Below are 24,901 nucleotides of genomic sequence, written 5' to 3' on the forward strand. Positions count from 1 at the left end.
ATGGGGTATGTTGGGTTATGGGAAATTACGACAATTCTCTTCGAGCTTTTGAAAAAAATGCGCCATGTGAACGCCATCAACAAGCGCATGATGGGCCGTAAGGTTAACTGCAACATCCCAGTTTTCTTGATCTGATGGTGCCCCATCGGATTGTGTTATTCGAGGAACAAATTTTCCCCAAGCTAAACGGGGAACGCAGTCATCTGGACCTTTTAGGGGGTGCTGCATGTCGGTAAAATCGAGCCAGGGAAGGCAAGACATGAAAATCCAGTAATCAGTGCCGATGGTTTTATCGTCCAGTTCTTTTTGTTCTTTTCCCGCTGTAATTACACTTTGGCAATTTTTGTTAAATGCTTGCCAATCAGCGCTATAGGGGATTTCGCAAAAGGCAAAGCGATCATCTTCAATTGGCACAGTGATCGAAGAATGAACTTTATTGTGTTCTATGATGGAAAGCTGCCCGTCCGTGTTGCGAAAGCGGGTCCGTAGTTCTGGTACGGCATTGAATGCCTGCATGATGCAAAAAAGCATGGCAGTAAAGGGTGAAACATCTCGACTTTGTTTTGCCTTCATTATCTCCGTGACATCAACACGTGTTGTGATGCTGAAATGGGGAGAGCCAAAATCTTTGAACATGGCATACTGGCTCTGCCGAGGCCATGTTGCGAGATCGATTACCCGTTCGTCTTGCTCTGAAAAGAGTGCTGTTTGCGGCATTCTGATAGGATCGTTTTTCGAGAATGAATTGCTATTGGTTTGATCATGAGAAGAATAGCAAGTCAGAGGTCGGGCGCAATGATCATTTGTGATGAAAGCTGAATGTTTTCGCGATCAATTATTACGTGATCGGTAAGGTATATGGGATTTGTGGGTTTTGCTGTTCTTACGATTTACCCCGGGCATAAAAAAAGAAGATGTTGAGATAACATCCTCTTTATCACTTGGGTATTTAGCCAACCTTCATGTTCAACCTGATCAGATAATATGAATTTTGTTTCCCTTCGGATGAAAACTAAATTCAGTGGGGTCAGTATTATCTGGCTTCTAAGAACAGAAACTTTGGCTTAATGACTTAAGCGTGTTTCACCTTGTGATAGCTCATGCGACCCAGGAAATCTTTGACGGATTTAAAGAGTGGCTTGAACATAGCAGTCAACAGACGACCCGCAGCTTCAGAGCGCAGGCGATGTGCCTCGCGAATATGAAAGTCGATGTCAGCAGCTGTAAAATCAAAATCTTTGGCAGTTACGACGGGTTTCATCGAATTAGTCCTCTTGGTAGTACTCATAAAAGAGTGGTTGCCCTTGATGACTAATATGCGCCTTTTTCACCAAATGATAATATGCAAAAAAGTATAATGATTGTTTCTTATTTTTTGATAATGATAAGGAGATTCTGTTCAGGGATCAATGTTATTTTGCTCCCAGAGTGTGGCCTTTTGTTCGGCCTCTTTTATTTCTTTGATTGTCATATGAGGTACTATTAATGAGATAAATAACAGAGCTTTCCGCGCTCCATTTCTTTGTGAAATTTTGTACCATACATATGCATTAAGGTAGCTTTTCGTTGTTCCCCATCCTTCCTCATGCATTTTCCCAAGGCTAAGTTGAGCTGGATAATAATTCTGATTTGCTGCTTTTTTGTACCATTTTAGAGATTTACGATAATTTTTTTCTATTCCTTGTCCAGAAAAATACATATAACCAAGGTTGTATTGAGATAACGTATCTTGCTGTTGTGCAGCTTTTTTATACCATTTAAAAGCTTCAGAATAACTTTGATTCGTTCCCATTCCTTTTTGAAACATAAATCCTAAATTATGTTGTGATGGCGCAAAGTCATTGGTTGCCGCAAGGTTATACCACTTAAAAGCCTCAAAATAGTTCTGCTTAACACCTAAGCCTTTTTGGTAAATAACACCGAGATTATGTTGAGCTTCTGCTTGGCCCTTGTTAGCAGCTTTAGTGTACCATTGATAAGCTTTGGCATAGCTTTGTTCTGTACCCAACCCTTTTTCATACATTTCACCCATTTTTTGTTCTGATAATGCAAGGCCCTGCTCGGCAGCTGTTTTAAACCAGTTAAAGGCTTTGGTGTAATTTTGCTCGGTACCATAACCGTGTTCGTAATAAATTCCCAAATTTAACTGGGCTTTTTCATGTCCTTGATTTGCAGCTTTTTTATACCATAACAGCGCTTGAGGATAGCTATGCTCTACGCCTTGTCCTTTTTCGTATAGGACGCCTAGGATAAATTGCCCTCTAGGATCGTCCTTTTTTGCAATTTCACTAGCCATTTCAAATGTTTTAGTGAAGTTACCGTTGTTATAGGACAAGAGAATATCTTGGTATGTGTCAGCTATTGTTTGAGTTGAGAATAGCGTTGAAAAGAGGATTGCTTTGATAAAGGTTTTCATAATTAAATTTCTTTAAATGCTTAATTTGAAAGCTATTCAGGAAAATGTATCTATGAAATTGCCATCAGGCAAACCTAATTCAATGACTTGTGAACGTCTGGCCTCTATAACCAACGTTTCACGGCTTCTTCTTTTTGCGTGCCAGATTGGGGGCCTTCGTTTTCTGTGAATGACTGGAAGGTGATAAAAACCATTTCGAGTTCATTTTCCATCTTTTGAAGAGGACAGATAATTCGCGCATAGCCAAAAGAGCGTCCATCCTTGCGGGTGCAGGTCATTATCCCGAACAATGGTTGTCTCTGCTCCAGTGCCCGTGTCACCTCTTTGCAGGCGTTAATTCTACTTTGATCATCCAGAAAAGCGTCATATGTTTTTCCTGTGCCACTGACGGACAGGTCCATAAATTCTTCGGCAACGATACCGACCAGACGTACGCGCGGGTTTTTATTCTCGCGGTCATTTTCGACCAGCATTTCATAACCTAGTGCAAATTTAATATCGGCGGGATTAATATCTTGTCGGGTTGGAAGATGGTTCAGCTTTTCACAAAGCCCTGAATACCAATACCAGGTTTTCAGCAGGCGGGGATATTCTTTGAGTTCTGACAAATCCGATTGTGCGGAAATGAACATGTAGTGTCACCAAAATGTAATTATCACAAGCAGATGTCAGGATATGACATAAATCCTAAACAGAATATGACCAAGCGGCTAATTATTTGGTAATTAGTCGGGTGTTCTTTGAATTAATTAAATTAAAGCCAGCGTTTCATGGACTCTTCTTTTTGGGCGCCTGCTTCTCTGTTGTCATTCTCCTTAAACTCTTCAAGGACAGCAAAAGTCATTTCAGGTTCGTTCTCAAGAGTGTAAAGTGGATATATTATCCTCGCGAAACTAAAGGTTTGTCCATTTGTTCGTGCGTACTTTGCAATGCCAAAAAGAGGCTGTCCCTGGTCAAGTGCAGTTATAAGGTAATTACAGGCTTTTATACGGCTTTCGTCTGACAGGAAGGTATCGTAGGTCATGCCGGTTGCACTGTGCGGGAGGCCCGTAAATTCCTCGGTAACCGTTCCGATTAATCTTACTCTGGGATTCATGTGCTCGCGATCATTTTCGATCAGCATTTCGTAGCCCAGTGCGAACTTGATATCAACCGGGTTAATATCCTGCCGGGATGGTAAGCGCCCCAATTTTTCGCAAAGCCCTGAATACCAATACCAACTTTTCAGCAGGCGGGGATATTCTTCAAGTACTGACAAATCCGATTGTGCGGAAATGAACATATAATGTCACCACCGTGGATAATTATCACAAGCTGATATCAGAATATGTCATAAGTTCTAAACATAATATGATTATTCTAAATATAATATGATTTGGCGGCTGTTTATTTAATAATGAATTACGTGTTTATCGATTTAATTAAAGCCAGCGCTTCATGGCTTTTTCTTTTTTTGCGCCTGTTTCTCGGTCTTCGTCTTCGGTAAAGGCTTGAAAGATGATGAAAACCATTTCCGGTTCATTGTTGTGCGCGTGAAGAGGACAAATTAATCTTGCATAGCCAAAGGTTCGACCGTCTTTACGGGCGTATGTTGTCGTCCCGAACAGAGGTTTTCCTTCGTCCAGAGCTTCTGTGAGTTTTCCACAGGCGGTAACTCTGCTCTCGTCGGTGAGGAAGGTATCATAGGTTTTCCCTGTCGCACTGACGGAAAGGCCCATGAATTCTTCCGCAACGATGCCGATCAGACGTACGCGCGGGTTTTGAGACTGGCGATCATTTTCGACCAGCATTTCGTAGCCCAGCGCGAATTTGATATCCAGCGGGTTAATATCTTGTCGAGAGGGAAGGCGTCCCAGTTTTTCACAAAGATTAGAGTACCAATACCAGCTTTCCAGAAGGCGGGGGTATTCTTTGAGTTTTGACAAATCCGATTGCGCGGAAATGAACATATCATGTCACGAACGTGTGTAATTTTCACAAGCAGATATCAGAATATGTCATAAATTCTAAACATAATATGACCAAGCTGCTATTTAGTGATTTTTCTGCCCGATTAAATTGTAATGTCCCGATCAAAATGTCCCGATCAAAATGTAATGTATTGATACAAAACATAATTTATGCGGAGTTATGATAGGCAGCAGCCTGGTTTTTATATGTCAGGATCTTTGTTCTTTCCGGTCTTTATCGCAGTTCTGATTATCCTTTGGCGATATCGCGGATGATACTGACGAAGCGATCAATTTCCTGATGATCGTTGTAATAGTGTACTGATGACCGGATAAGAACCGGTAGGTTGTTTTTGGTCGCATCCAGCAGTGTACTGGATGGTGATGATGTGCTGACATTTACGCCTTGCTCTAGGATCTTTTGAACCGCATCTGTAGAATCCCGACTTGTAATAGAAAAGGTAACTATTCCGCATTGAGTCGGGCCAAGGGTATGCAATTTTACGCCGTCAATTGCCCGCAAGTTACCCCGCAGATAGTTTGCCAGTTCATCTATTCTGGCCTGAATGTTGTCCAATCCGATTTCAAGGGCATAGTCGATGCAGGCCCCCATACCCAGTTTGGCTGCATAGTTGTTTTCCCAGTTTTCGAAACGGCGTGCATCAGACCTTAATACATATTCATTTTCGCTAACCCATGTGGCGGAAAGCAGATCAATCATTGGGGGATGCAGGTGCTCAATGACAGAAGACCTCACATAAACAAAACCGACACCACGGGGACCACGGAGAAACTTACGGGCCGTGGCCGAGAGAACATCGCACTGGATTTTTTCAACATCCAGCGGCATTTGCCCTGCTGACTGGCAGGCATCAACCACATAAAGAATATTATGTTTACGGGCAATTTTGCCGATTTCTTCGACCGGGTTTACCAGGCCGGAATTTGTCGGAACATGGGTGACAGAGATAACGCGGACGCGGTCATCAATCATCTCTTTCAGTGTTTCAAGGGAAACGATACCATTCTCGTCGCTGGGAATAACTTCGACAGATACATTTTTTTCTTTGGCGATCTGAAGATAGGCCACGTAGTTTGAGGCATATTCCGCTTCGACGGTCAGGATGCGGTCGCCAGCCTGAAAGGGAATGGCATAAAAGGTCATGGCCCAGCCCACGGTTGCGTTTTCGACAACGGCAACTTCATCTCTGTGACAATTTATCAAGCGAGCGACAGAATCATATACGGCCTCAATCTCGCGGTGCATTTTGTTGGCGGCCTCATATCCCCCGATAGCAGCTTCGAGTTCCAGATGAGTAATCTGGCTTTGTAAAACAGATTGCGGCATCAAAGAAGAACCACAGTTATTCAGGTGAACACAGCTTTTTTTGCCCGGTGTATCTGTAAAAACTCTTTCGATATCGATTTTAGTTTCTGAGGACATATTATCGGTTCTCTCTGAAAGGGGTGTATTGGCAGTTACCTCGAGAATATGAAATTAAGTTATTTTCTCAAACGATTTAAAATCAGGTTCGCTTTACAAAAAATCAAGTTAAGCATTTAATCAGCTCTTCTGAATGAACTAGCTGAAAGCTATGAGGTTGTTATGAAATTACCACCTTTGACTGCCATAAGGCATTTTACTGCGGCTGCTTCTCATCTCAGTTTCAGGGAAGCAGCCCGCGAGCTTTGTGTCACCGAAGGCGCCATCAGTCGGCAAATCAAACTGTTGGAAGAATATTTTGGCTGTGCTTTATTCTTGCGAGTGCATCGTGGCGTCCAGTTAAGTGATGAAGGTCGCAAGCTTTATGATGTGACGGATCAGGCGCTATTCCAGATTGCTCAGGTTACGGATGAGATTCTGGGAGGGGTCTCAAATTTTACCCTTTCGGTAACAACGTCCTTTGCCATTCGCTGGTTGATGCCACGGCTATCCGGATTTGAGGCTCTGCATCCTAGCATACCGATCAACCTGCAAACGGTAACCTATCCGAGAACAGCACAAAGTCGTCGGTTTGATGCATCGATTGTTTATCAACTTGGTGATCCGGCAGACAAAACAAGCCCAGTGCCTGATAATAGTGAACTGATCATGATTGAGTGGCTGTTACCTGTCTGTGCGCCGGGGTATTTGTCGGGATATCAGGAAGAAGCACTTGTAAAGAATTGTAAAACAAATCGAGAGAACGGCAAGCACACGCTGTTGCTGCAGGATCTGAAAGATCATCGTGTGATTTTTAATGAACCAACCGGACGGGATTGGCGCAGTTGGGCCATTAAATCAGGTGATGTTGAACTTGCGTTGGATCGGGCCCTTAAGTTTGAGCATGATGATACAGCCATTCAGGTTGCTGTTGCCGGACATGGTATTGCACTGGCTAATCTGGCGTATATTTCGAACGAATTGAAACTGGGTAGTCTGGTACCTGCTGTGGCGTGTCAGGTTTTGCCAATAGGTGCGCATTACCTTGTGACGGAGAAGGGAAAGGCGGGACTATCGCATGTTGAAACCTTTCGGGATTGGCTGATGACAACTGCGGAGAGTTTCAAGGCCGAACTTGCGACCCTATCGTTACCAAAACAATAGTTGGTTGTCTTTCTGATGGGATAATCTTCGGACAGATTTTACCCAAAGATGTTGGCCCCAAGACGTTGGCCGGAACTATTTGTATCTTACAATTTCACAGTTATCCATCAAACGTCCCACCAGCCCTTGAAAGAATAATCCATGTCCAACGATAGCTAGCGGGCGGGTTGCAAAGGGGGGCGTTGCTGTGGTTTCCAGATGTGTGACAAAATCCTGAATACGCCTGTTGAAAATATCTTCGGGTTCATGAGGGACACCGTGTTCATTTTCAGGGCCTTTGTGCCACCAGTGATCATCAAGATGTTCGAAGCTCAGACCGGGAAAGTCTCGGGATAGATTATCGGGATGGCGACCAACATCACAGCTATTGCAGACCATTTCCCTGTGCCCGGCCTCTATGGTTATTGGTACATCATCCTTGAAAATACGTAACGCGGTTTGCACGGCACGGGTCAGGGGAGAGCAAATAACGTGTTGAATGTTGAGATCACTGATCATCTCTCGAGCTCGATCAGCTTGTGATTGACCCAAAGAGGTTAAGGGGGCGTCGTAAATGAGAGGGTCAATGCCGTCGCGGGCTATTGCATTGAATTCTGACTGGCCGTGTCGAATGAGGTAAATGGGCATTGATTTCTCATCTGTTGGGCAAAAGAAAACGTCTGGTTTTACAAAGCTTAGAGAGTATTTTTCTTGTTTGCTATATGTAGTTCAGGAATTTTTTTGGGGGGGAGCATTATCAGCCTGTCTTTTGGTGGTTATTAGATCGAAAGTTATGCCATGCGTTGTATTTTTATCTTTTTTTTCAACACTGAATGCTATTATATGAAATTTATTATCAAACTGCTTGTGTGTGACAGTGTGGAGTTTGAACAATTATTGACCTTTATCATCCTCGTAGCCAAGCTTTGATGGACTACTGGCAGAGTATGCCACGCGAAGGTGTTTTACCTTTGCGGAGTAGTTTTTTTCCAGAGAAAATACCCCAACTCCTGCCACATCTCATAATCTATGAAATAGTATCCAAGGATTTCATTCGATTTCGTTTGGCAGGTACGGCGGTAAGAGAACGCATGGGGTTTGACCCAACGGGACAGAACTATCTGGACTTTGTTGCCGAAGAACGTAAAGCCAAAGCTAGTCAATCTTTCTTTGCTGTTGTCGAACAGCCGTGCGGAATGCGGGTGATCTCAAATCACGGGATGTCTTCTGGACGTAAAATGTTTCTGGAAGTGTTTATGTTGCCAGTAGAGAATGACATGAGCGAAAACCCGATCATTCTATGCCAAAGCAACGAGATTAAATCAGATACGGAAGATCATTTGCCTGATGAAGCCAAGCTCGAAAATGTAACGGTCACCCGCCGTGATTTTATCGATATTGGCGCCGGGGTTTCTGACTTCAAAGATTAACCTCAAATCTAAACTTTTGGCTTTGTATTTTCTTCCGAGATCAGCGTTGTCCAGCCTTCTTGATCCAGTTCTTTAATCTCCTTGAAGGGCCAGACCAATTGGGCGGGGAAACTTGCGGGCATTTCTTCGGTTATACCAATTTTGGCTGGGGGGCGACGATCCGGATTGATCCATGTGCCAAAAATCATATCCCATACCATCAGGTTCTCGCCGTAGTTCCGGTTGCCTTCGACGATTTTTTTACTGTGATGCCAACGGTGAAGGCCGGGTGTGTTGAAGATCGTGGAAAGCAATCCAAAACGCATATCCACGTTACAGTGTGTCAGCATACCGATATAGGCGGTTATGGCCGATAGCCAGGTGATTGCTTCCAGCGGTGCGCCGAGAGCGAGGGGGATGCTGATGCCCAATACAATAGAGAGAAGGGAGTCAATAAAATGAAAACGTCCGGTGTTGACGATCCAAAGTCTTGTGACGGAATGATGGATGGCGTGGAATTTCCATAGCGGTTTCCATTCATGGGAAATTCTGTGTGCCCAATAAAGACCAAATTCAGCGGCAACCAGCGTCATAATCACCTGAATGGCAAGTGGCCAGTCCCGTGGCCAGATACCATAACCTTCACCCTGCATCGGGGTAATATAGGCGGTAATACCGATGACGCCGCTAAAGGTTACCAGGCCCTGGACAAGTCCTTTACTGGTGAGAGTGTGGGCGATATTGGCAAAGGTTTGTCCATCGTTTTCCAGCCATGTTTTCTCGAACGGTATTTTGCGTTCCAGTAAAAAGAGCGCAATTGCCAGTGCCAAGTAAGTCAGGTTAAAGACGATTACAGGGCGATCAATGGCAAAGCCATAGGCTGTGGTACAGATACAAAGGATAAGAAGCACGGGCCATGCTGTTCTTGCGAGTATTTTTCTTCCCAAGCCTTCGTTGGTTTCTGTATTTTCTATGGTCATCTGTCCCCACCACCTAATCTTAATGACTTAATCTGGATGTTTGTCACGCTTATATATCTCAAGTGACTTAAATCCACAATTATCGTGATGGTACTCTAAAACAGGATTCAATTTAAACTGATTTTCTATTGTATGTTGTTTCTTTCCATGTCGTTGCGACAAAGGAGTTTGGGAATTTTGTTCCTTGATTAAACTATTGGGCAATAAACTCTTGAACAGGGCTGTTACAGAAAAGACTCGGCGTATTTATGTTCTCGTGAACGGGTCAAAATATTAAGCGCAATGATACTGTAAATGCAGGGTGTAAAAATCACGTCATTTCTATGCTAATTACGACGTGAAACAAGGCCAGAACAGAAAATTTTTTTGTAAAAAGAAGCATGGGGAAATATGGCAATTTGGCCATAAACTTTACTTGCGACATTCATTTATCTTAAACGCGACAAAACCCTTATCAATAGGGGCTTTAAAGGGGTGTCCCATGTTTAAAATGCATAGCCAGAATGAGTAAATTTCAATTGTCGATTTGATTAACTGAGCGTACCTAGGAATCAGTAAAAACAACTTGGCTGTCGGGATTTGCGGAACCGGGCCCTTGATTAGGATTAAGACTATGGCACATGTGTCAGTAAATGTTGCACAACCCGTTTCCTTCTTCAAAGAAGGCTTTGTTGCTGTTGTTAAAACCGCTGTTTCAGACGCGATTGCTGCTTATAAAGTAAAACGTCAGGAACGCCGCGTCGCCAAGATCCTGAACAATCTGGATCCACGCCTCGTACGTGACATCATTCCCCAGTAAAAATATCTTAAAGAATATCGTTAGAATACCGTAGATTGCCGCCTTCCGGTTGTTACGAGAACGATAAGAGCTAAGATCTCCAAAGATTATAGCAAAAAAGAAAAAACCTCGGTCCATTTTGCCGAGGTTTTTTCTTTTTGATTTGGGTTTTCGCTACTCAAAAATCGTCGCGTCTTCCTGCCAGCTTTTTAAATTGCTTTGATAAATGACAAAGTAGGCAAACCAAGAACTGACACCGCTCACAATAAACCAGATGCAATGCCATATCAGGCCAGCAGAACCAATGTAGGTTTCAAAAGTACTGTAGTGACCAATCAGATACCCGATAAAGTAATATATATAATTCTCTTCCGGTTGACTTTGTAGCCAATCATTATTTGCCGAAAGAAAGAAGGGGAAGTAATTGAAAGCTATGTCATAGAGCCATGCAAACGGAAGGAATAGTAAACACGCCAAAAGCCCCCCCCTTAAAGGCTTTTATAGGGTTATACTCAGGCAGTGTTATAAATTTGGGTAGGATATACATACCAATTATTAGAAAGAGTGGGATGAAATAAAGGCCAATGGTTAGGTGGTGCAAATAACTTGAACCAGGGATAAATCTGCCGATGAAGGCCTGATCGCAAAAAGTTGCAACTGGTATAAATAGAAATAAGCTTAGTAGGACACGATCCCATTTTGAGAACGCAATATTTTTCATCCACATAGGGATTACTGTTGTGCCTAACAAAATAGCGACAGCGAATTGAATAAAAAACTCAATGCCGAAGTGATTTATTTCAAAGGTTATATTTTCATAATAGTGTTTTATTTCAATAATTTGTCCAAGATGAAAGCGAACTTCGAATTGAAATATTTCAATATGGATTCCTATCAATACTGTAAAGGCAACAAAAAACAGACGTTGTTTGAAGTTCAGACTATTTGTCATATTGGAAATGTGTTCTCTCGATAAATTTGAACATGCTTTTATACGTAATACTTGTTAGGAATTTCCCGGTTTTTGCCCTGAACAGATCAGGAATTCACTGGGTGTCTCAAAACCGTCGCTGGTCTCGAATTGGCGCATGGCTTCAGTGACGTCTTGCCATATCCTTTCCTGCGTTTCTCTATCTAGGCCTGTCAGCATTCTTTGCAAGGAAACAGCAATATCTCGTCGCCATTGCACAAAGTCTTCTGTTGTTTTAAATCGCAGAGGGGCCTCGATTACTTCCTGTTCGATATTTACAAATCCAGCCTGCGAAAAAAGGTCCGCAAAGACATCTGGAGTTCCCAAGGCAAAGGGACCGGGCTGGTGCGTTTTTTGGCCGGGCGACATATCTGAGGGAGTGTGCAGGTTCAGTTGATCCCGAATGACTTGCGGGGGTATTGTAAAGAACGGGCTTTTATCTGCTGTGGTAAAGACAACGGCGGCAAAAGACCCTGAAGGTTTCAGGACGCGATGTATTTCTTGCAAACCTCTGAGAGGATCGGGCAGGAACATCATACCCAAACGTGATATAGCAGCATCAAAGCTGTTATCTTTCAGGGCAAGGTTTTCTGCGTCCATTACTTCTGCGGTTATGTTTTCTATTCCCTGTTTCTGCACAACATTGCGTGCAAGTTTGACAAAAGCAGGTGAAATGTCCGTGGCAAGAACAGAGCCTGTTTTTCCAACACGTTCTGCAGCCATAATCGACTGGCTTCCGTCCCCTGCGGCAATATCCAGTACGTGATAACCAGTCTTTATATCTGCCTGATCCAGCATGATATCGGTGGCGACGCTCAGGAAATCATTAACCGCGGGTATCCATCTGTGCCAGGCAGAGGCTGCATGTTCCCAGTCCTCTATTTCAGTCTGCTTGAAAGTTGCACCGGCGTCGTTATTTGCATGTGTCATGTGGAGGTGTATCTAAGTAGAGTAAGGGATATCAGAAGAATCAAAAATAGCGATAACGAAGCGATTAGCTATCATCCTTTTTGCCAAAAGCATAGCCAAGCGCCCCGGCAATAATGGTTGCGGCTTCGCCTTCCAAGGCACTGTTGAGTGCCAGAATGGCCACAATGGGCAGGGCAATGCTTAACACTGTATAGCGGATAAACTGCCAACCAATCCCACGGGTTTCACCATCTTTTCCACCCTTGCGATTGAGATGCCCGAGCCAGAGAACCATAGGAATGGAGAGGGCCAAAATAATTGTCGTCCCGGTTATAAGAAGTTCGTTCATTCTACCCACCTTGGCATTTCCTAAGGGTTTGCAATTTATGTAGTAGGTTATAAATTACATCTGTTGATTGTATGGCGAGCAGATTGCTGGGGTCTATAGTAAAAAGAATAATTATGTTTAGATCATTCCTTATCTACATTTATGCATTGTTTGGCTTTATCCTCTGGCCCGAGGTGGGGCTAGCGCAGAGTTTTGATGCACAATCGAAACATTGCAATAATCCGGAGGCATCTTCTGCTTTGCGGATAGAGGCTTGTGGTTGGCTTATCCATTCCGGGGATTTACCAGACAAAGGTTATGGGATTGTCTATCGCTTGCGGGCTTTGGCTTATATTGATGATGGGGATCGTGAGGCGGCTGTTGCGGATTTGACGCAGGCTATTGCCTATGATCCCAAGCGGGTGTCTAACTATCTCGACAGGGCATCGGCCTATCGTGATCTCGAGAATTATGATCTGGCTTTGGAAGATTATAATTCAGCAATTTTCAGGAATCCGCGTAATGCCGATGCTTACTATTATCGGGCCGGGATTTTTTCTGATCGAGATCAACTGGATATGGCAATTATGGATTATAGGGCTGCGGTTCGACTTAACCCCGATGATTCCTATGCATTGAATTCACTGGCATGGCTTCTTGCGATCAATCCGGATCGAACTGCACGAAAAGGCAAAGAGGCCATTGGCTTTGCAAAAAGAGCTGTGGAGCTTGATCCGGGTGATTATGAAATCTGGGATACTCTGGCCGCATCCTATGTGGAAGACGGGCAACCGGAAAAAGCACTTAAAGCCTATCTGAAAGCTCAGGACTTGGGTGGGCAGGAACGCATCGAGAGTGATCAAAGCTGGCTTAGCGAAAATGGATACTATTCCGGCCCTGTTGACGGCATTACAAACGAGGCAACCACAGCGGCCCTAAAAGCCTGTATCGCATCAGGCTGTCAGATGTATAGCGAGTATTATTAAAATCCGGGCAGCCAGTTTTTATAACTTCGACCTCATTTAGCATTTATATTTTTGTCATTTCTGCAGGTGCCTTGATATGAAACGAGTGTGAGACGCTTTAGGAACGGCAAAGGCGTGAGAGTATGTCTATGGTTGCTCGACCCGTCCGGCGGCTCTGACCTGAAGCCACTGTTCGTTTGTACCACAAAACAAGAAGCCATCGAGCAAGCCAAAACAGGCCAGGCGCGCGTCATCAATGTTAAACCCTGAACGGTTGATACACATTTGCAGCCATAGTCCATCGACAAGTGCGGCGAGGGCAAGGGCGACAAGGTTGGCGTCCACTTCGTCCTGATTTCCTTCTATAAGGGCAACGTCGCGAATAACTTTTACAAGTTGGTTATGATAGCCAGAACAGAGTGATTTGGCGCTGGATTGCATTTGCGGATCGAGCCGGAGTTCACTCCAGAAAGCGAGCATCACAGATAGATGGGTTTCATCCTGCATCGTGCCGTTAAAACAGGTGTTTACAAAAACTTTCAACTTTTGCCGGGGATCGTATGGTGGCGAGGTCTGTTCTTGTGAATGGGCATCCAATGCCAATTTCAATTCCGAACTGAATTTTTCTATTAACTGTGCGTAAGCTTGAAGGATCAAGTCACTTTTGCCCGTAAAATAGTGCCTGAGAAGGCCGGGAGAAACATCAGCTTCTTTACAGATCTGTCGCACGCTTGTTGCGGCATAACCTTGTTCTGCAATACAGGTGACCGTTGCATCTATTAGTCTCTGCCGACGAAAATCAGCTTCCAATCTGCGGAATTTTGGTGCCGGGTTTTGCATGAAGAACCTTATCTAGCCAAAGGTGGAATATAAAATTTTCTATGTGTACCGCAGTTTCTTTATACCATAACGGCATCTGATGTTGCCCTTACTCTTCAAAAAATGAACCTGTTTTATTTGCCAGATTTATTTGAATGCGGGATTGGATGCCGATCAACATGGTACAGTTTTGCATGATTACAAATAATTATACAAGTGTAAAATAAGCCTTGATCATCTTCTATCCATGCCGTACCGTTTTGTCTCGCTATTGTGTCCGACAGCCAATCAGAGCTGCAAACACTGCTCAGGGAGGAGCACGCTATGAAAATTTCACCAAATCGCATGATGAGAGCCGGGGTAGCTTTTGGTCTTGCCATGGCTGGTTTTATATCCACATCTGGTTTTACACAGGCAGGTGAGGTGTTGGACAAGGTCATGGCAGAGGGCAAAATGACCGTCGCGACGAACTCTGAATACCCACCTGCATCCTATCTGAATGCCGAAGGGGTTTTTGAAGGCTATGATGTCGATGTGGCGAAAGAACTGGCCAAACGCATGGGGGTAGAGGCCGAGTTTATCAATCCGGCCTGGGAAGCGATCACTTCCGGTAAGTGGGGCGGCCGTTGGGATGTGGCTATCGGGTCGATGACGCCAACGCCAGAGCGGGCAAAGGTTCTTGATTTTCCTGCTGTTTATTATTTCACCCCTTCAGCCTTTTACGTACATAAAGATTCATCTGCCAAGTCTCTGTCTGACTTGAATGACAAACGCATCGGCACCAGCGGTGGTTCTACCTATGAGGCTTATTTGACCCATAGCCTGAAACTGGACCCGACCTATTCACCGCCGGTTACCTTTTCTGTGACACCGGGTGAAATCAGAACTTATGAAAGTGATACCAACGCGATGGATGACCTGCGTATCGGCGATGGAAAGCGCCTTGATGCAGGAATTTCTTCGGTGCCGAATATTCTTGAGGCAATCAAGGCAAACTACCCGATCCGCCTTTTGGGTGATCCCGTGTTCTACGAGCCTCTTGCTGTTGCCCTTTCCAAAGGTGACCCGGAAATGACAGCCAAAACCGGCGAAATCATCGAAGAAATGCGTGCTGATGGTACATTGGTCGAACTGTCGGTCAAATGGTTCGGCGAAGATCTGGTCACGACGACGAAGAAGTAGGTCGCAAAAAGTCCGTAATAGAATCAGATTAATCGTCGACCTCGATTGTCTTGGTCGGCAAATCCGGAACCCAAGAGGTTTGATTTAAACGGGCGAAAGAACAGACAAACTGATTTCATGGGTGCTTGTGGCGGCGCAGGTTACGTGCGGTGTCATGGGGCATGAAATGATGAAGAGAAGCGTTGGTATGATTAACACATTGGTATCTATTCTGGAATATTCGACTGTGCGTCGATGCCTTCTATTCCTGTTTTTTCTTGCGACGCTTCTGCTTTTTGATCTGACCTACCAAGTTGCTATCGCAGTTGCTGCGGGGCTGACAGTCAACGTCATCCTCGTGGCTCTTCTGCCCTTTAGAACACAAGTGCTGATTTTCTTTGGGGAGCTTTTGGGGCTGTTTCTGGCTTTTTTCTATTCCTTTGATTTGTCATTCAGCTTTATAACGGCGCGTTTGCCGCTTCTGGTCCTGACCGGTTTGGGCTATACGTTTCTGATTACCTCTATCTCTATTGTTTGTGCTTCTATTTTGGCCATGATTGGAGCATTAGCGCGATTGTCCAAAAATGGTCCAGCCTATTCCCTGGCAACGTTTTATGTGTCCTTTTTCAGGGGAACTCCGTTACTGCTACAGGTTTATTTGATTTATCTGGGCTTGCCGCAAATGGGCATTACGCTTGATGCAATTCCTTCTGGTGTGATCGCTCTGTCTTTGTGTTATGGGGCCTATATGACTGAAATATTCAGATCGGGCATCCAGTCAGTTGGGGAGGGGCAGGCCGAAGCAGCAACCGCACTGGGACTGAAGAAGTGGCAGGTTATGTATAAAGTGGTTCTTCCGCAGGCGATCCGAATTATTGTACCGCCCACAGGGAACAACTTTATATCCATGCTCAAAGATAGCTCGCTTGTCTCTGCCATGGGGGTGATGGAGCTAATGTATCTGGCACGCACCTTGGGGCGTTCAGAATTCAAGCACTTTGAAATGTTGATTACAGCTGCCCTGATCTATTGGTTTGTCAGTTTTCTGTTCGAACTGGTTCAGGCGCGCATTGAAAAGTATTACGCCCGGTACAGTCATGGCTAATGAAGACTTATTCTGTTTGAGGATATTGTTGGATGCTTTTTAAAACGCTCAATTGGAATTTCCCACTGAATTGAGATCAGTAAGAAGCGATAATATCGCTTAACCATCAAAGGCGACGTAGGCAATGGTTTCAGAGATCTCTCCGTCGCGTTCCATGGGGATGATCACGGCATTGAATGTTTGATGTTCTTTGTCCAGCCAGTGGATGCTGGTGTTCAGATAAATCGGTTTCAGATCGGTAATAACATCTTTATGGGCCGTCCAGAAAATCGTCTCGGTCTCTTTGAATTCGCCACGAAGAATGTATTTCCCTGTCAGGTCTATGCCGTAAACGGTGGATAGCTTTGAGCCCCAGAAACTATAGAGGAAGTCTTTTTGATCTTCATGCCAGCGATTGAGGATAAGCGTTGGCCAGTAACTGACAAAGGGACGGCTTTGGATCAGGGGCAGGGTCATTTTACCGTCACCTCTTGCTTCATCACACAGTTCAAGGAACTTTTTGATGGCGGGATGATTAACACTCTCTTCCAGATCCCGTCGTATTTTCGCCACGTTAAATCTTATCCGATACTCTTAGTAAATGTTATATTCGTAACGTTATTATTTGATATATCATATTACTTTGCCATGAAATTAGTGAATAAAACATTTTAGGGCCACAGTCATTTGATGACCTCGGAGTCTTTTTAAGAATATTTTCTTTATCTGCGTGAATTCATCGTGAATAGAAAAAAATTGTAATTTGAGTATATAAATAAAGGTAATTTTTCGATTACATTTTTGTATGTTGTTTAAGTAATTGTTTGTACAGAACAAACAATTCATGGATCTGAAGCGCATCGGGTTATCAGTATGCAGATGTAATTTTTTCACAACTTCAATTAAATGTGAAAAGGATAATTTGCTCGCTTTACGGGTTCAAGGGTGCTAACTGGCGTGATAACATAGAGACTTGCATGCGGAAATGGGGGGTAAACAAACGATAGGTACTCGTTATGTTATACCTTGGGCGTGCGGTGTTCTTGTTTCGGATATTTTTTGCTCTTGCTGTTGTTTTAACAGTTGGGTCTCTGTGGCCGTTAAATAGAGTATTTGCGGATACATCGCTTTCAAAAGTAACAACAGTCGAAGTTTATAACTATCACAAGACTCCCCCTTTTGTTATCGGACCAGAGCAAGGCTTGAGTTACGATCTTGTTATGTACCTGAACCGTAAAGGGGCAGGACGCTATCATTTTGTGCTGACGCACTTACCCAAAAAACGCCTTGAACGAGAACTCGAATTGGGGCGTAAAGTTATTGTTCCCTGGGCTTCTGCCGAAGCGTTTCAGGGAACGTATGCATATCGTTATCGCTGGACCAGTTCTTTGATGAACGATGGGAACGTGTTTGTCTCGGCACGTAATAATCCGATTGAGATTGATGATCCTTCCAGTTTGAATGACAAGTTGGTTGCTGGACTTCTGGGCTATCGATACAGAGGAGTGGATGAAGGTGTACGTCGGGGAACCGTCAAGCGTACGAATGTACCGGATGAGCGTGCTTTGCTCCGGCTGGTTTCTCATCATCGTGTCGATGTCGGGATTGTGTCGCAGTCTTCTGCCAGATATCTGATCAAGGAAACAGGCCTGGAGGATCAGATCCATCTGGGTGAAAAGAAACAAAGCATCTATGCCCGCCAGATACTGATCAATGGCTATATGCCAAAGCTCAAAGAATTCTTGAATGAGGTTGTGATTGCGATGAAAAGAGATCCTGAATGGATCGCCATAATGGAGAAATATCATTTGGTGCCTTCTTTGGTGCCTTCTTTGGTGGATGAGCAGCAAAAAAGCTTATTTCCGGACATGAGTGAGGAAGTGATGAAAGGCGACGAGACAGCTGAAGGCGAAATAGAGACGATAATGAGGCAATGCTCTCGTATTTGAGAACTAGAATATTTGCATGATCTTTTAATAAGAAGAGGCATTTTGATTAACTGCTTCTTAAAACTACTCCCCTAAACATAAGCGCTTGATTAAATGATGTTGTAAAAGGCAAGATCATTGCAGTTGCTTGCGGAATGTAATGTGCCTGAAGGGATAACGGAATTTCTTTGGGAGAAGAGGGGCGTAGAGAATGGTTTGGGGGAAGAAGTCGGGTGCAAGAGGTTTAACAGGTATATTGACCGGGTTAATCCTGACTGTTGCGTCACCAGTGCAATCAGAAGAGACTTGCGGGGAGCTCAAAGTCGGATGGATTGACTGGCCCCCCTATCAGATGGTTGGCAAAAGCGGTAATGATAGTGATCCTGTTGGTATTGACATTCGTGCCGCTGAAAAATATCTCGGCGCTTTGGGCTGTGATTTGAAGTATGTTTCAAAACCCTGGGCGCGTTTGCTAAAGGCATTGGAAGAGGGACGCCTGGATGTTCTTTTGGGAATGTCCAATACGGAAAAACGTCGAAAATATGCTCATTTTAGTGCCCCTTACCGGAATGAAACCGTTTGGCTCTTTATGCTTGCCAATCAACACAACTTTGATGATTTTACGGGATTGAAGGATATAATCGGTTCATCCTTCCGGCTGGGGGTGTCTCGCAATGCTTACTATGGCGAAGAATACTTGAAGCTGATGGAAAACCCCAAGTTTAAAGACCGGGTTTTTCAGGCGATTGGCGGTGAAAATTTTCAGATGTTGGTCAGTGATCGTGTCGATGGATTTCTGGTCGATATGGAAACAGGCAAAGCGCGGATTAAGGCTGATGGTCTGGAAGGTGTTGTTGTTCCCCACAAAAAAGTCAAGGTGGAATTGGGACCGATACATATCATGCTGGGTAAAAACAGCCTGTCACCAGGTTTGTTAAAGAAGCTGAATACAATCATTCGACAGGATATGATTCTGCCGCAAAGTTAGCGCACACCTCGTAAATTTCAGAACCTTTTAATCTTTCTGGTGTATCCTCTGTACAGAACAAAAACACAGAACAAAAAGGGATAAAGAAATCAGATGAAAAAGTATGAACTGATTCTCGAACACAGTCGCGAGGATCTTAATGAAAAAGTCACTTTTTTACTCAATGAGGGGTGGGATGTTTGCGGTAATCTGATTATCAATAAAGATGATGAAGGTTTCCCCTATTTTTACCAACCGATGATCAAGCGAGATTGAACGATATACGGGAGGTGCTTTGATGATACCAATAATTTTTCGGTGACGGAGAATTTTAAATCAAGTGTTCTCTTTTTTACTTCTCCTGTGATTAGAAACTCATTCTTGACACACGTTCTCTGGCATCAAATGCTTCGCCCATAAATCGTGTGATAATTGTTTCTACTGGTTCTATGGCGTTGGCAAAGCAGGCACTTTGGCCATAATCCAGTAACCCCTGATTTGTAATGCCGGATGCATAGGCTTCTTTCGAGAGTTTCCCGCTGAGCAAGGGGGCGTAATCTTCGTAATTTTCCTTGCCTTCATTCTCAAGGGTCAGGACGGCCTGTGCCGTTTGGTTGTTCAGAACACGGTGGTGGTTCTTAAACTTGCTTTGCACTATGATGCTGTCCAAGCCGTTCCCTTCGACGATACGTTTTTTATAATCTCTATGAGCCTGAAGCTCGTTGGAAACCAGCATACGGGTTCCCATAAGAACGCCGTCGCACCCCATGGCAAGGGCCGCTGTTAGCTGGCACCCATGCCCAATACCACCACCTAGGATGACGGGGACAGAAAGTTTACGCGGTCCGTCGGCAGCCTGGACCATTGAACCGACCATCATGTATCCGGGGTGTCCACCACACTCGGCCCCGACCAGGCTGATGGCATCGACGCCTGCGCGTTCAGCGGAAAGGGCAAACCGGACAGCAGGGACTTTGTGAATGACTTTGATGCCCGCTTCTTTCAGCATCGGAATGATAGGACCGGGGTTGCCACCGGCAGTTTCTACAACAGAGATTTGTTCATCTCGCACGACATCCAACAGTTTTTCCAGCCGATCATTGACGTCTTGTCGGGGAGAGATATAGAGGTTTACGCCAAAGGATTTGCCGCCTGACAACTCACGGCATTTCTGGATCTCATCTTCAAGTTGTTTCGGATCGGGAAAAGTCAGCGCAGAGATAAATCCCATGGCCCCAGCATTTACAACAGCGGCAACATAGTTTGCATCTGCCAAATGCATCAAACCGCCACAGAGAACGGGATGCTTTATACCAAGTAATTCGGTAAGGCGGGTTTTGATGTTAATTTTTGAGGTCATTTCTATCGCTTTTGCATCTGGCCTTAAATCTTGTCAAATGTACGGTAGAGATAGAAACGTAACTGTGCAAAAAAGATTTCCTTCTGCACAGTTTTCGTAGTGGGCGAATAGTTAGTTCAATCTTTTGCCGGTATTTATATCGAACAGATGCAGATTGTTTTCCGAAAATTCGAGGTAAACAGTATCTCTCGGTCTTATGTCGGGGCGATCACTGGTATAGAAGCATATTTTTTGCTTGCCAAAGCTTAGATACACAATGGTTGCCAGTCCTGTAGGTTCAACAACATCAACTGTGACCTTTATGTTGTGGTCTTGCCCCTTTTCCTGTGACAGAGTCAGGTGTTCCGGCCTGATACCACATTCCACAGTACCCTGTTGTATGGAACTGATTTTCGGAATGGCAATTTTGCATTCGTCATTGATATCTATGGTGCCGTTTGATTCGTTCTGTTTGTATTCTGCCGTGAAGAAGTTCATTGCAGGCGAACCAATGAACCCTGCAACAAATTTGCTTTCAGGTCTGTCGTATATATCCAGCGGAGCGCCAGCTTGTTCTATGTTCCCTTTGTTCATCACGACAATACGATCAGCCATGGTCATGGCTTCGATCTGGTCGTGGGTAACATAGATTGAGGTGGTTTTTATATCTTGGTGAAGGCTTTTTATTTCCGAACGCATCTGGACCCGTAGCTTTGCATCCAGATTAGACAGCGGTTCGTCAAACAAAAATACATCCGGGCGACGGACGATCGCCCGACCCATGGCGACCCGTTGCCTTTGCCCTCCGGATAATGCTTTGGGCAGACGTTCAAGGAGCTGGTCCAGACCAAGCATTGTTGAAGCGTTGTTGATTGCCGTAGTAATTTTATCTGCTGTAACCTTCCTGAGCTTCAGACTAAAGCCCATATTGGAGCGGACACTTAAATGCGGATAGAGTGCGTATGATTGAAAGACCATGGCAATATTGCGATCTTTTGGGGCCAGGTCTGTAACGGTCCTTTCCCCGATTTGAATGTTGCCACTTGTGATTTCTTCCAAACCGGCAATCATCCGTAGCAAGGTTGATTTGCCACAGCCTGACGGTCCGACCAAGGCAATGAATTCGCCGCTGTTAATTGTCAGATCAATACCGGACAAGACAGACAGTTTGCCATAGGATTTGCTAAAGTTATTTAACGTAACTGCCGACATTATCGGAACTCCTGTTAACTGTTTAACCTTTGACTGCGCCGGCAGTCATGCCTGTGACCAGGTATTTTTGAATGAGAGCAAAGAAAATACAGGCCGGGATGAGGGCCAGAAAACCAGCGGCCATCATCTGTCCCCAGTCTACAGAGAACTTTGATATGAAGTTGAGCAATCCGACAGGGAAGGTAACCTGGCTTTCACTGTTGATGAGCATCAGGGCAAAGAGCAGCTCACTCCACGCTGCGGTAAAGATAAAGCCGAGGGTTGCCATCATGCCTGGCAGGGTCAGGGGAAGAACTATTCTGACCAGTGCCTGGAAACGGGTACAGCCGTCTATCATGGCGGCATCCTCAAGGTCCTTGGGAACTGCATCAAAAAATGACTGCATCAGAAATGTCGCAAAAGGCGTATTAAAGGCGGTGTAAACGACAATCAGGCCAGTCAGGCTGTCAGTCAGCCCCAAGGGTTGCATCAGACGATAAATCGGGGCAATGACCATCACTAACGGAAACATCTGGGTGAGCAAAAGCAAAAAGGCGATAATGGCTTTGCCTTTGAATTTGAAACGGGAAAAGGCATAGCCCGCAGCGGACGCAACAAGAGTTGTGCACAAAGCCGTTCCCAATGAAACCGTGATGCTGTTCAGGAAATAAGTTGGAAAGGAAGTGTCTTGTAAAACAATCAGGTAATTTTCAATAGTGACTGTTGATGGCCACAGGGATGTTCCCTCGGTATAGAGTAGTTTTGTTGGAGAAATTGAAACCCTGAACAGCCAGAAAAGCGGGAAGAGCGCAAACAGGACGTAGAGTGACAGAGCCATATAACGCCCGGTTGACCAAATTTTTCTGTTGATGATGTATGCAGTCATGTATCCGGTTCCTAATTGCCTGAATTTGCCAGAAGCTTTTTCCGCATACCGAACAGAAGTATGGCATAGATGATGAGAAGCATGAGTAATACTGTCGCGACGGCCGATGCATAACCAAAATCAAGTTTCTTGTATGCCGTCGAGAAAATATAAGAGGCAATTGTCTGACTGGAGTTGGCTGGTCCGCCATTGGTCATAACGACAATCAGATCGGCAAAGTTGGCAATCCATACTGTTCTGAGCAGAAGGGTAATCGCAATGATGGGGGCAAGAAGAGGCAGAGTAATGCGAGTGAACTGTTGCCATAGTGTTGCGCCATCGATGACGGCGGCTTCGTAAAGATCTTTGGGTATGGACTGAAGCCCGGCCATAAGCGTGATGGCAAAGAAAGGGATACCAAACCAGACATTGGCAACAATTGGCCCAATGATTGCCAGCTCAGGGTCGGCAAGAATGTTGTAAGGTTCATTCAGAATACCCAGTGCGGCCAGCCAATGGGGAATCGGGCTGATAACAGGATTGAAAAGCCATGCCCAATTCAAGCCGGAAAGGAAAGTCGGCACCGCCCAGGGGAGAAGAACAAGCGCCTGAATCAGCTTGCGCCCATAGAAAGCCTGATTAAGCAAAAGAGCAAGACCCAGACCAAAAATGAACTGTAATCCCAGCGACCCGAAGGTCCAGACAAGGGTGTTTTTCAAAGCCAGCCAGAAAACCCGGTCCTTTTCCATGGCAATGAAATGTTTCATGCCAACCCATCCTCGATCAAAAGGATTGAGAAGCTCGATATTCTGGTAGGCATAGGAAAGGCCGACTACAAGGGGCAGAATCATGACCATGGCCAGAAGTATCAGAGCCGGGCTAAGATAGAAATATGGCTCTGCCAGGCGGCGGAAAGACAATTTTTTATCAGGAGATGGTGGCGTCAGGCCCGATGAGATCACCGGGCCTGATGAAGAACTGGAGACAGACATTATTTCTTGTTTTCCAGCCATTCGGTCTGTGCATCAGTCAGATATTCGCTCCATTCAGCTGCGACATCATCAACAGAACGTGTGCCAAGCAACAGCTCCTGACCACCTTCAATCAGTTTGACATCGGCAAAATAACCAAACTGTTTCAGATGATGCGGGAAGACCAGTGGTTCATATTCAGGCTTGTTCAGTTCTTCAAACCATCCGGAAAACTGTTCGCCAGAAAAATGTTGATCCTTTTCTGCGCCCTTGTGAACGGGAATAACGCCAACAAACTGTGCCCAGTCAACGTTGCTTTCCGGTTTGGTCAGATGAGAAATCAGTTTCCATGACTCGTCCTTGTGTTCGGAACTGGAGAACATGGACCAACCGGCAAAACCAATGACCGGATAGGACTTGCCGCTGGGGCCAACAGGCATTGGAATAACACCAAATTCTTCCGGTGACATTTTGTCTGCGATGGCAATAAGGGCATCCGGATCCTGATCAAGCATCGCACAGGTGTTGGAATAGAAACCTGCGACAATTTCATTGAAGCCCCAGTTCACACTGTCTTTTGGGGCCCACCCGTTTTTATAGATATCAACAAGTAGTGAAAGACCTTTTTTAGAACCTTCACTGTCAATTGTGCTTTTGCCATTACTGTCAAAGAAATCCGCAGACCCGTTCATAATGGAAGAGAACATCAACCATCCACCGTGTCCGCCTTTGCTTCCACGTAAACAATAGCCATATTTGCCATCAAGCTCGGAAACTTTTCGGGCTGCGTCCTTGAATTCTTCAATTGTGTGTGGTGTTTGTTCTATACCAGCCTGTTTGAAAAGCGTTTTGTTATAGAACATGGCACGCAGGTAAAAACCATAGGGTATTTGGTAGAGATCACCACCTACAAGGCGTCCCATATCCTGTGCCTTGTCTGACAGTGTTGCGGCGTGATCCCAGCCTTTGTAATATCCTTCGAGGTTTTCAAGTTGATTGGCATTGCCGTATACGCCCAGCCATTTGTCTGGCATTTCAACCACATCGGGTGCCTGGCCGGAACTGACCATTGTTGCCAGTTTTTCAAAGGCCTGTCCCCATGGAAGTGATGTGATTTCAACTTTGGTATCCGGGTTAGCCGCTTCAAATGCAGCAACCTGTTTCTTGAGAAGTTCGGTCCTTTTGGGACTTGTAATTACTTCGACAAGGTTCAAAGTTGTTTCTGCATATGCTGAACCTGATAATACGGTAGCGCCCAGTACCATTGCATTTATTATCTTTTTCATATTAGACTCCCTGTTGTTGA

At 44.7% G+C, this 24,901-nt stretch carries 28 protein-coding genes; 9 read left to right on the top strand and 19 right to left on the bottom strand.

From position 1 onward, the window contains the following. Positions 1-15: 15 nt before the first annotated feature. The 7 genes from D9A03_RS11330 to D9A03_RS11360 form a co-directional block, all read right to left on the bottom strand. Complete coding sequence (locus D9A03_RS11330; RefSeq protein ID WP_120497284.1) at positions 16-717, bottom strand: CatA-like O-acetyltransferase; 702 nt, start codon at positions 715-717, stop codon at positions 16-18. Positions 718-1,072: 355 nt separating this feature from the next. After that, positions 1,073-1,261: an RSP_7527 family protein gene (locus D9A03_RS11335; protein WP_120497285.1), complete on the bottom strand. Its 189-nt coding sequence runs from the start codon at positions 1,259-1,261 to the stop codon at positions 1,073-1,075. 138 nt (positions 1,262-1,399) lie between these two features. Further along, on the bottom strand, positions 1,400-2,416 hold the full coding sequence (locus D9A03_RS11340; RefSeq protein ID WP_120497286.1) for a tetratricopeptide repeat protein: 1,017 nt from the start codon (positions 2,414-2,416) through the stop codon (positions 1,400-1,402). A gap of 104 nt (positions 2,417-2,520) precedes the next feature. Continuing rightward, entirely contained in the window at positions 2,521-3,048 is a 528-nt protein-coding gene (locus tag D9A03_RS11345; RefSeq protein ID WP_120497287.1) for a PAS domain-containing protein, read from the bottom strand. A 122-nt stretch (positions 3,049-3,170) separates the two neighbouring features. Then, positions 3,171-3,698: a PAS domain-containing protein gene (locus tag D9A03_RS11350; protein WP_120497288.1), complete on the bottom strand. Its 528-nt coding sequence runs from the start codon at positions 3,696-3,698 to the stop codon at positions 3,171-3,173. Positions 3,699-3,837: 139 nt separating this feature from the next. Beyond that, positions 3,838-4,365, bottom strand: coding sequence for a PAS domain-containing protein (locus D9A03_RS11355; RefSeq protein WP_120497289.1), 528 nt, complete (start codon positions 4,363-4,365; stop codon positions 3,838-3,840). A 250-nt stretch (positions 4,366-4,615) separates the two neighbouring features. Continuing rightward, on the bottom strand, positions 4,616-5,809 hold the full coding sequence (locus D9A03_RS11360; protein ID WP_120497290.1) for an aminotransferase class V-fold PLP-dependent enzyme: 1,194 nt from the start codon (positions 5,807-5,809) through the stop codon (positions 4,616-4,618). A 162-nt stretch (positions 5,810-5,971) separates the two neighbouring features. Between D9A03_RS11360 and D9A03_RS11365 the strand changes: the two genes are divergently transcribed. After that, positions 5,972-6,952: a LysR substrate-binding domain-containing protein gene (locus D9A03_RS11365; protein WP_120497291.1), complete on the top strand. Its 981-nt coding sequence runs from the start codon at positions 5,972-5,974 to the stop codon at positions 6,950-6,952. Between the two features lie 75 nt (positions 6,953-7,027). On the opposite strand, the gene D9A03_RS11370 is transcribed toward D9A03_RS11365, so the two are convergent. Continuing rightward, the gene (locus D9A03_RS11370) at positions 7,028-7,579 is read right to left on the bottom strand and encodes a histidine phosphatase family protein (protein WP_120497292.1); all 552 of its coding nucleotides are present in this window, start codon (positions 7,577-7,579) and stop codon (positions 7,028-7,030) included. Between the two features lie 248 nt (positions 7,580-7,827). Here D9A03_RS11370 and D9A03_RS11375 point away from each other — a divergent pair, with 248 nt between their 5' ends. Beyond that, positions 7,828-8,361 carry a PAS domain-containing protein gene (locus D9A03_RS11375; protein ID WP_256386299.1) on the top strand — a complete coding sequence of 178 codons (534 nt, stop codon included), beginning with the start codon at positions 7,828-7,830 and terminating at the stop codon, positions 8,359-8,361. Positions 8,362-8,369: 8 nt separating this feature from the next. Here the strand turns inward: D9A03_RS11375 and D9A03_RS11380 are convergent, their stop codons facing one another. Next, positions 8,370-9,320 (bottom strand): sterol desaturase family protein, encoded by a 951-nt coding sequence (locus D9A03_RS11380; RefSeq protein WP_120497294.1) that lies wholly within the window; start codon positions 9,318-9,320, stop codon positions 8,370-8,372. A 613-nt stretch (positions 9,321-9,933) separates the two neighbouring features. Between D9A03_RS11380 and D9A03_RS11385 the strand changes: the two genes are divergently transcribed. Beyond that, positions 9,934-10,119, top strand: coding sequence for a hypothetical protein (locus tag D9A03_RS11385; RefSeq protein WP_120497295.1), 186 nt, complete (start codon positions 9,934-9,936; stop codon positions 10,117-10,119). Between the two features lie 415 nt (positions 10,120-10,534). Here the strand turns inward: D9A03_RS11385 and D9A03_RS11390 are convergent, their stop codons facing one another. The 3 genes from D9A03_RS11390 to D9A03_RS11400 all read right to left on the bottom strand — a co-directional run bounded on the left by D9A03_RS11390 (position 10,535) and on the right by D9A03_RS11400 (position 12,326). After that, a complete protein-coding gene (locus tag D9A03_RS11390) occupies positions 10,535-11,050 on the bottom strand; it encodes a hypothetical protein (RefSeq protein WP_120497296.1) in 516 nt (171 codons plus the stop codon). A gap of 54 nt (positions 11,051-11,104) precedes the next feature. Next, entirely contained in the window at positions 11,105-11,998 is an 894-nt protein-coding gene (locus D9A03_RS11395) for a class I SAM-dependent methyltransferase (RefSeq protein ID WP_120497297.1), read from the bottom strand. 64 nt (positions 11,999-12,062) lie between these two features. Beyond that, positions 12,063-12,326 (bottom strand): hypothetical protein, encoded by a 264-nt coding sequence (locus D9A03_RS11400; protein WP_120497298.1) that lies wholly within the window; start codon positions 12,324-12,326, stop codon positions 12,063-12,065. Between the two features lie 113 nt (positions 12,327-12,439). On the opposite strand from D9A03_RS11400, the gene D9A03_RS11405 reads away from it, so the two are divergent. Beyond that, on the top strand, positions 12,440-13,291 hold the full coding sequence (locus D9A03_RS11405) for a peptidoglycan-binding domain-containing protein (protein ID WP_162938098.1): 852 nt from the start codon (positions 12,440-12,442) through the stop codon (positions 13,289-13,291). 126 nt (positions 13,292-13,417) lie between these two features. On the opposite strand, the gene D9A03_RS11410 is transcribed toward D9A03_RS11405, so the two are convergent. After that, complete coding sequence (locus D9A03_RS11410; protein ID WP_120497300.1) at positions 13,418-14,110, bottom strand: TetR/AcrR family transcriptional regulator; 693 nt, start codon at positions 14,108-14,110, stop codon at positions 13,418-13,420. 303 nt (positions 14,111-14,413) lie between these two features. Between D9A03_RS11410 and D9A03_RS11415 the strand changes: the two genes are divergently transcribed. Together D9A03_RS11415 and D9A03_RS11420 are read left to right on the top strand one after the other, a co-directional pair. Continuing rightward, on the top strand, positions 14,414-15,271 hold the full coding sequence (locus D9A03_RS11415; protein ID WP_254055031.1) for a transporter substrate-binding domain-containing protein: 858 nt from the start codon (positions 14,414-14,416) through the stop codon (positions 15,269-15,271). A 166-nt stretch (positions 15,272-15,437) separates the two neighbouring features. Continuing rightward, positions 15,438-16,355: an amino acid ABC transporter permease gene (locus D9A03_RS11420; protein WP_254055032.1), complete on the top strand. Its 918-nt coding sequence runs from the start codon at positions 15,438-15,440 to the stop codon at positions 16,353-16,355. 99 nt (positions 16,356-16,454) lie between these two features. Here the strand turns inward: D9A03_RS11420 and D9A03_RS11425 are convergent, their stop codons facing one another. Beyond that, positions 16,455-16,907 carry a hypothetical protein gene (locus D9A03_RS11425; protein WP_120497301.1) on the bottom strand — a complete coding sequence of 151 codons (453 nt, stop codon included), beginning with the start codon at positions 16,905-16,907 and terminating at the stop codon, positions 16,455-16,457. Positions 16,908-17,350: 443 nt separating this feature from the next. Between D9A03_RS11425 and D9A03_RS11430 the strand changes: the two genes are divergently transcribed. The 3 genes from D9A03_RS11430 to D9A03_RS11440 all read left to right on the top strand — a co-directional run bounded on the left by D9A03_RS11430 (position 17,351) and on the right by D9A03_RS11440 (position 19,505). Continuing rightward, the gene (locus D9A03_RS11430) at positions 17,351-18,283 is read left to right on the top strand and encodes an ABC transporter substrate-binding protein (RefSeq protein ID WP_120497302.1); all 933 of its coding nucleotides are present in this window, start codon (positions 17,351-17,353) and stop codon (positions 18,281-18,283) included. 190 nt (positions 18,284-18,473) lie between these two features. After that, positions 18,474-19,250 carry an ABC transporter substrate-binding protein gene (locus tag D9A03_RS11435; protein WP_120497303.1) on the top strand — a complete coding sequence of 259 codons (777 nt, stop codon included), beginning with the start codon at positions 18,474-18,476 and terminating at the stop codon, positions 19,248-19,250. 93 nt (positions 19,251-19,343) lie between these two features. Next, positions 19,344-19,505 (top strand): DUF1737 domain-containing protein, encoded by a 162-nt coding sequence (locus D9A03_RS11440; RefSeq protein ID WP_120497304.1) that lies wholly within the window; start codon positions 19,344-19,346, stop codon positions 19,503-19,505. A gap of 91 nt (positions 19,506-19,596) precedes the next feature. Here D9A03_RS11440 and D9A03_RS11445 read toward each other — a convergent pair whose 3' ends face one another. From D9A03_RS11445 to D9A03_RS11465, 5 genes are all read right to left on the bottom strand, one after another. Next, positions 19,597-20,589 carry a nitronate monooxygenase family protein gene (locus D9A03_RS11445; RefSeq protein WP_120497305.1) on the bottom strand — a complete coding sequence of 331 codons (993 nt, stop codon included), beginning with the start codon at positions 20,587-20,589 and terminating at the stop codon, positions 19,597-19,599. Positions 20,590-20,700: 111 nt separating this feature from the next. Beyond that, entirely contained in the window at positions 20,701-21,780 is a 1,080-nt protein-coding gene (locus tag D9A03_RS11450) for an ABC transporter ATP-binding protein (RefSeq protein WP_120497306.1), read from the bottom strand. 22 nt (positions 21,781-21,802) lie between these two features. After that, complete coding sequence (locus tag D9A03_RS11455) at positions 21,803-22,645, bottom strand: carbohydrate ABC transporter permease (RefSeq protein WP_120497307.1); 843 nt, start codon at positions 22,643-22,645, stop codon at positions 21,803-21,805. An 11-nt stretch (positions 22,646-22,656) separates the two neighbouring features. Next, positions 22,657-23,616 (bottom strand): carbohydrate ABC transporter permease, encoded by a 960-nt coding sequence (locus tag D9A03_RS11460; RefSeq protein WP_120497308.1) that lies wholly within the window; start codon positions 23,614-23,616, stop codon positions 22,657-22,659. Continuing rightward, positions 23,616-24,881, bottom strand: a complete 1,266-nt coding sequence (locus D9A03_RS11465) for a sugar ABC transporter substrate-binding protein (RefSeq protein WP_120497309.1) — start codon at positions 24,879-24,881, stop codon at positions 23,616-23,618. The genes D9A03_RS11460 and D9A03_RS11465 overlap by 1 nt, the downstream gene beginning before the upstream one ends. Positions 24,882-24,901 lie beyond the last annotated feature (20 nt).

The organism is Kiloniella sp. EL199 (assembly GCF_900313065.1).
GTDB lineage: Bacteria > Pseudomonadota > Alphaproteobacteria > Kiloniellales > Kiloniellaceae > Kiloniella.

Coding starts and splice junctions, on each gene's coding strand:
- D9A03_RS11330 (WP_120497284.1), bottom strand. CDS start 717: ATGCCGCAAACAGCACTCTTTTCAGAGCAAGACGAACGGGTAATCGAT.
- D9A03_RS11335 (WP_120497285.1), bottom strand. CDS start 1,261: ATGAAACCCGTCGTAACTGCCAAAGATTTTGATTTTACAGCTGCTGAC.
- D9A03_RS11340 (WP_120497286.1), bottom strand. CDS start 2,416: ATGAAAACCTTTATCAAAGCAATCCTCTTTTCAACGCTATTCTCAACT.
- D9A03_RS11345 (WP_120497287.1), bottom strand. CDS start 3,048: ATGTTCATTTCCGCACAATCGGATTTGTCAGAACTCAAAGAATATCCC.
- D9A03_RS11350 (WP_120497288.1), bottom strand. CDS start 3,698: ATGTTCATTTCCGCACAATCGGATTTGTCAGTACTTGAAGAATATCCC.
- D9A03_RS11355 (WP_120497289.1), bottom strand. CDS start 4,365: ATGTTCATTTCCGCGCAATCGGATTTGTCAAAACTCAAAGAATACCCC.
- D9A03_RS11360 (WP_120497290.1), bottom strand. CDS start 5,809: ATGTCCTCAGAAACTAAAATCGATATCGAAAGAGTTTTTACAGATACA.
- D9A03_RS11365 (WP_120497291.1), top strand. CDS start 5,972: ATGAAATTACCACCTTTGACTGCCATAAGGCATTTTACTGCGGCTGCT.
- D9A03_RS11370 (WP_120497292.1), bottom strand. CDS start 7,579: ATGCCCATTTACCTCATTCGACACGGCCAGTCAGAATTCAATGCAATA.
- D9A03_RS11380 (WP_120497294.1), bottom strand. CDS start 9,320: ATGACCATAGAAAATACAGAAACCAACGAAGGCTTGGGAAGAAAAATA.
- D9A03_RS11385 (WP_120497295.1), top strand. CDS start 9,934: ATGGCACATGTGTCAGTAAATGTTGCACAACCCGTTTCCTTCTTCAAA.
- D9A03_RS11390 (WP_120497296.1), bottom strand. CDS start 11,050: ATGACAAATAGTCTGAACTTCAAACAACGTCTGTTTTTTGTTGCCTTT.
- D9A03_RS11395 (WP_120497297.1), bottom strand. CDS start 11,998: ATGACACATGCAAATAACGACGCCGGTGCAACTTTCAAGCAGACTGAA.
- D9A03_RS11400 (WP_120497298.1), bottom strand. CDS start 12,326: ATGAACGAACTTCTTATAACCGGGACGACAATTATTTTGGCCCTCTCC.
- D9A03_RS11405 (WP_162938098.1), top strand. CDS start 12,440: ATGTTTAGATCATTCCTTATCTACATTTATGCATTGTTTGGCTTTATC.
- D9A03_RS11410 (WP_120497300.1), bottom strand. CDS start 14,110: ATGCAAAACCCGGCACCAAAATTCCGCAGATTGGAAGCTGATTTTCGT.
- D9A03_RS11415 (WP_254055031.1), top strand. CDS start 14,414: ATGAAAATTTCACCAAATCGCATGATGAGAGCCGGGGTAGCTTTTGGT.
- D9A03_RS11420 (WP_254055032.1), top strand. CDS start 15,438: ATGATGAAGAGAAGCGTTGGTATGATTAACACATTGGTATCTATTCTG.
- D9A03_RS11430 (WP_120497302.1), top strand. CDS start 17,351: ATGTTATACCTTGGGCGTGCGGTGTTCTTGTTTCGGATATTTTTTGCT.
- D9A03_RS11435 (WP_120497303.1), top strand. CDS start 18,474: ATGGTTTGGGGGAAGAAGTCGGGTGCAAGAGGTTTAACAGGTATATTG.
- D9A03_RS11440 (WP_120497304.1), top strand. CDS start 19,344: ATGAAAAAGTATGAACTGATTCTCGAACACAGTCGCGAGGATCTTAAT.
- D9A03_RS11445 (WP_120497305.1), bottom strand. CDS start 20,589: ATGACCTCAAAAATTAACATCAAAACCCGCCTTACCGAATTACTTGGT.
- D9A03_RS11450 (WP_120497306.1), bottom strand. CDS start 21,780: ATGTCGGCAGTTACGTTAAATAACTTTAGCAAATCCTATGGCAAACTG.
- D9A03_RS11455 (WP_120497307.1), bottom strand. CDS start 22,645: ATGACTGCATACATCATCAACAGAAAAATTTGGTCAACCGGGCGTTAT.
- D9A03_RS11460 (WP_120497308.1), bottom strand. CDS start 23,616: ATGTCTGTCTCCAGTTCTTCATCAGGCCCGGTGATCTCATCGGGCCTG.
- D9A03_RS11465 (WP_120497309.1), bottom strand. CDS start 24,881: ATGAAAAAGATAATAAATGCAATGGTACTGGGCGCTACCGTATTATCA.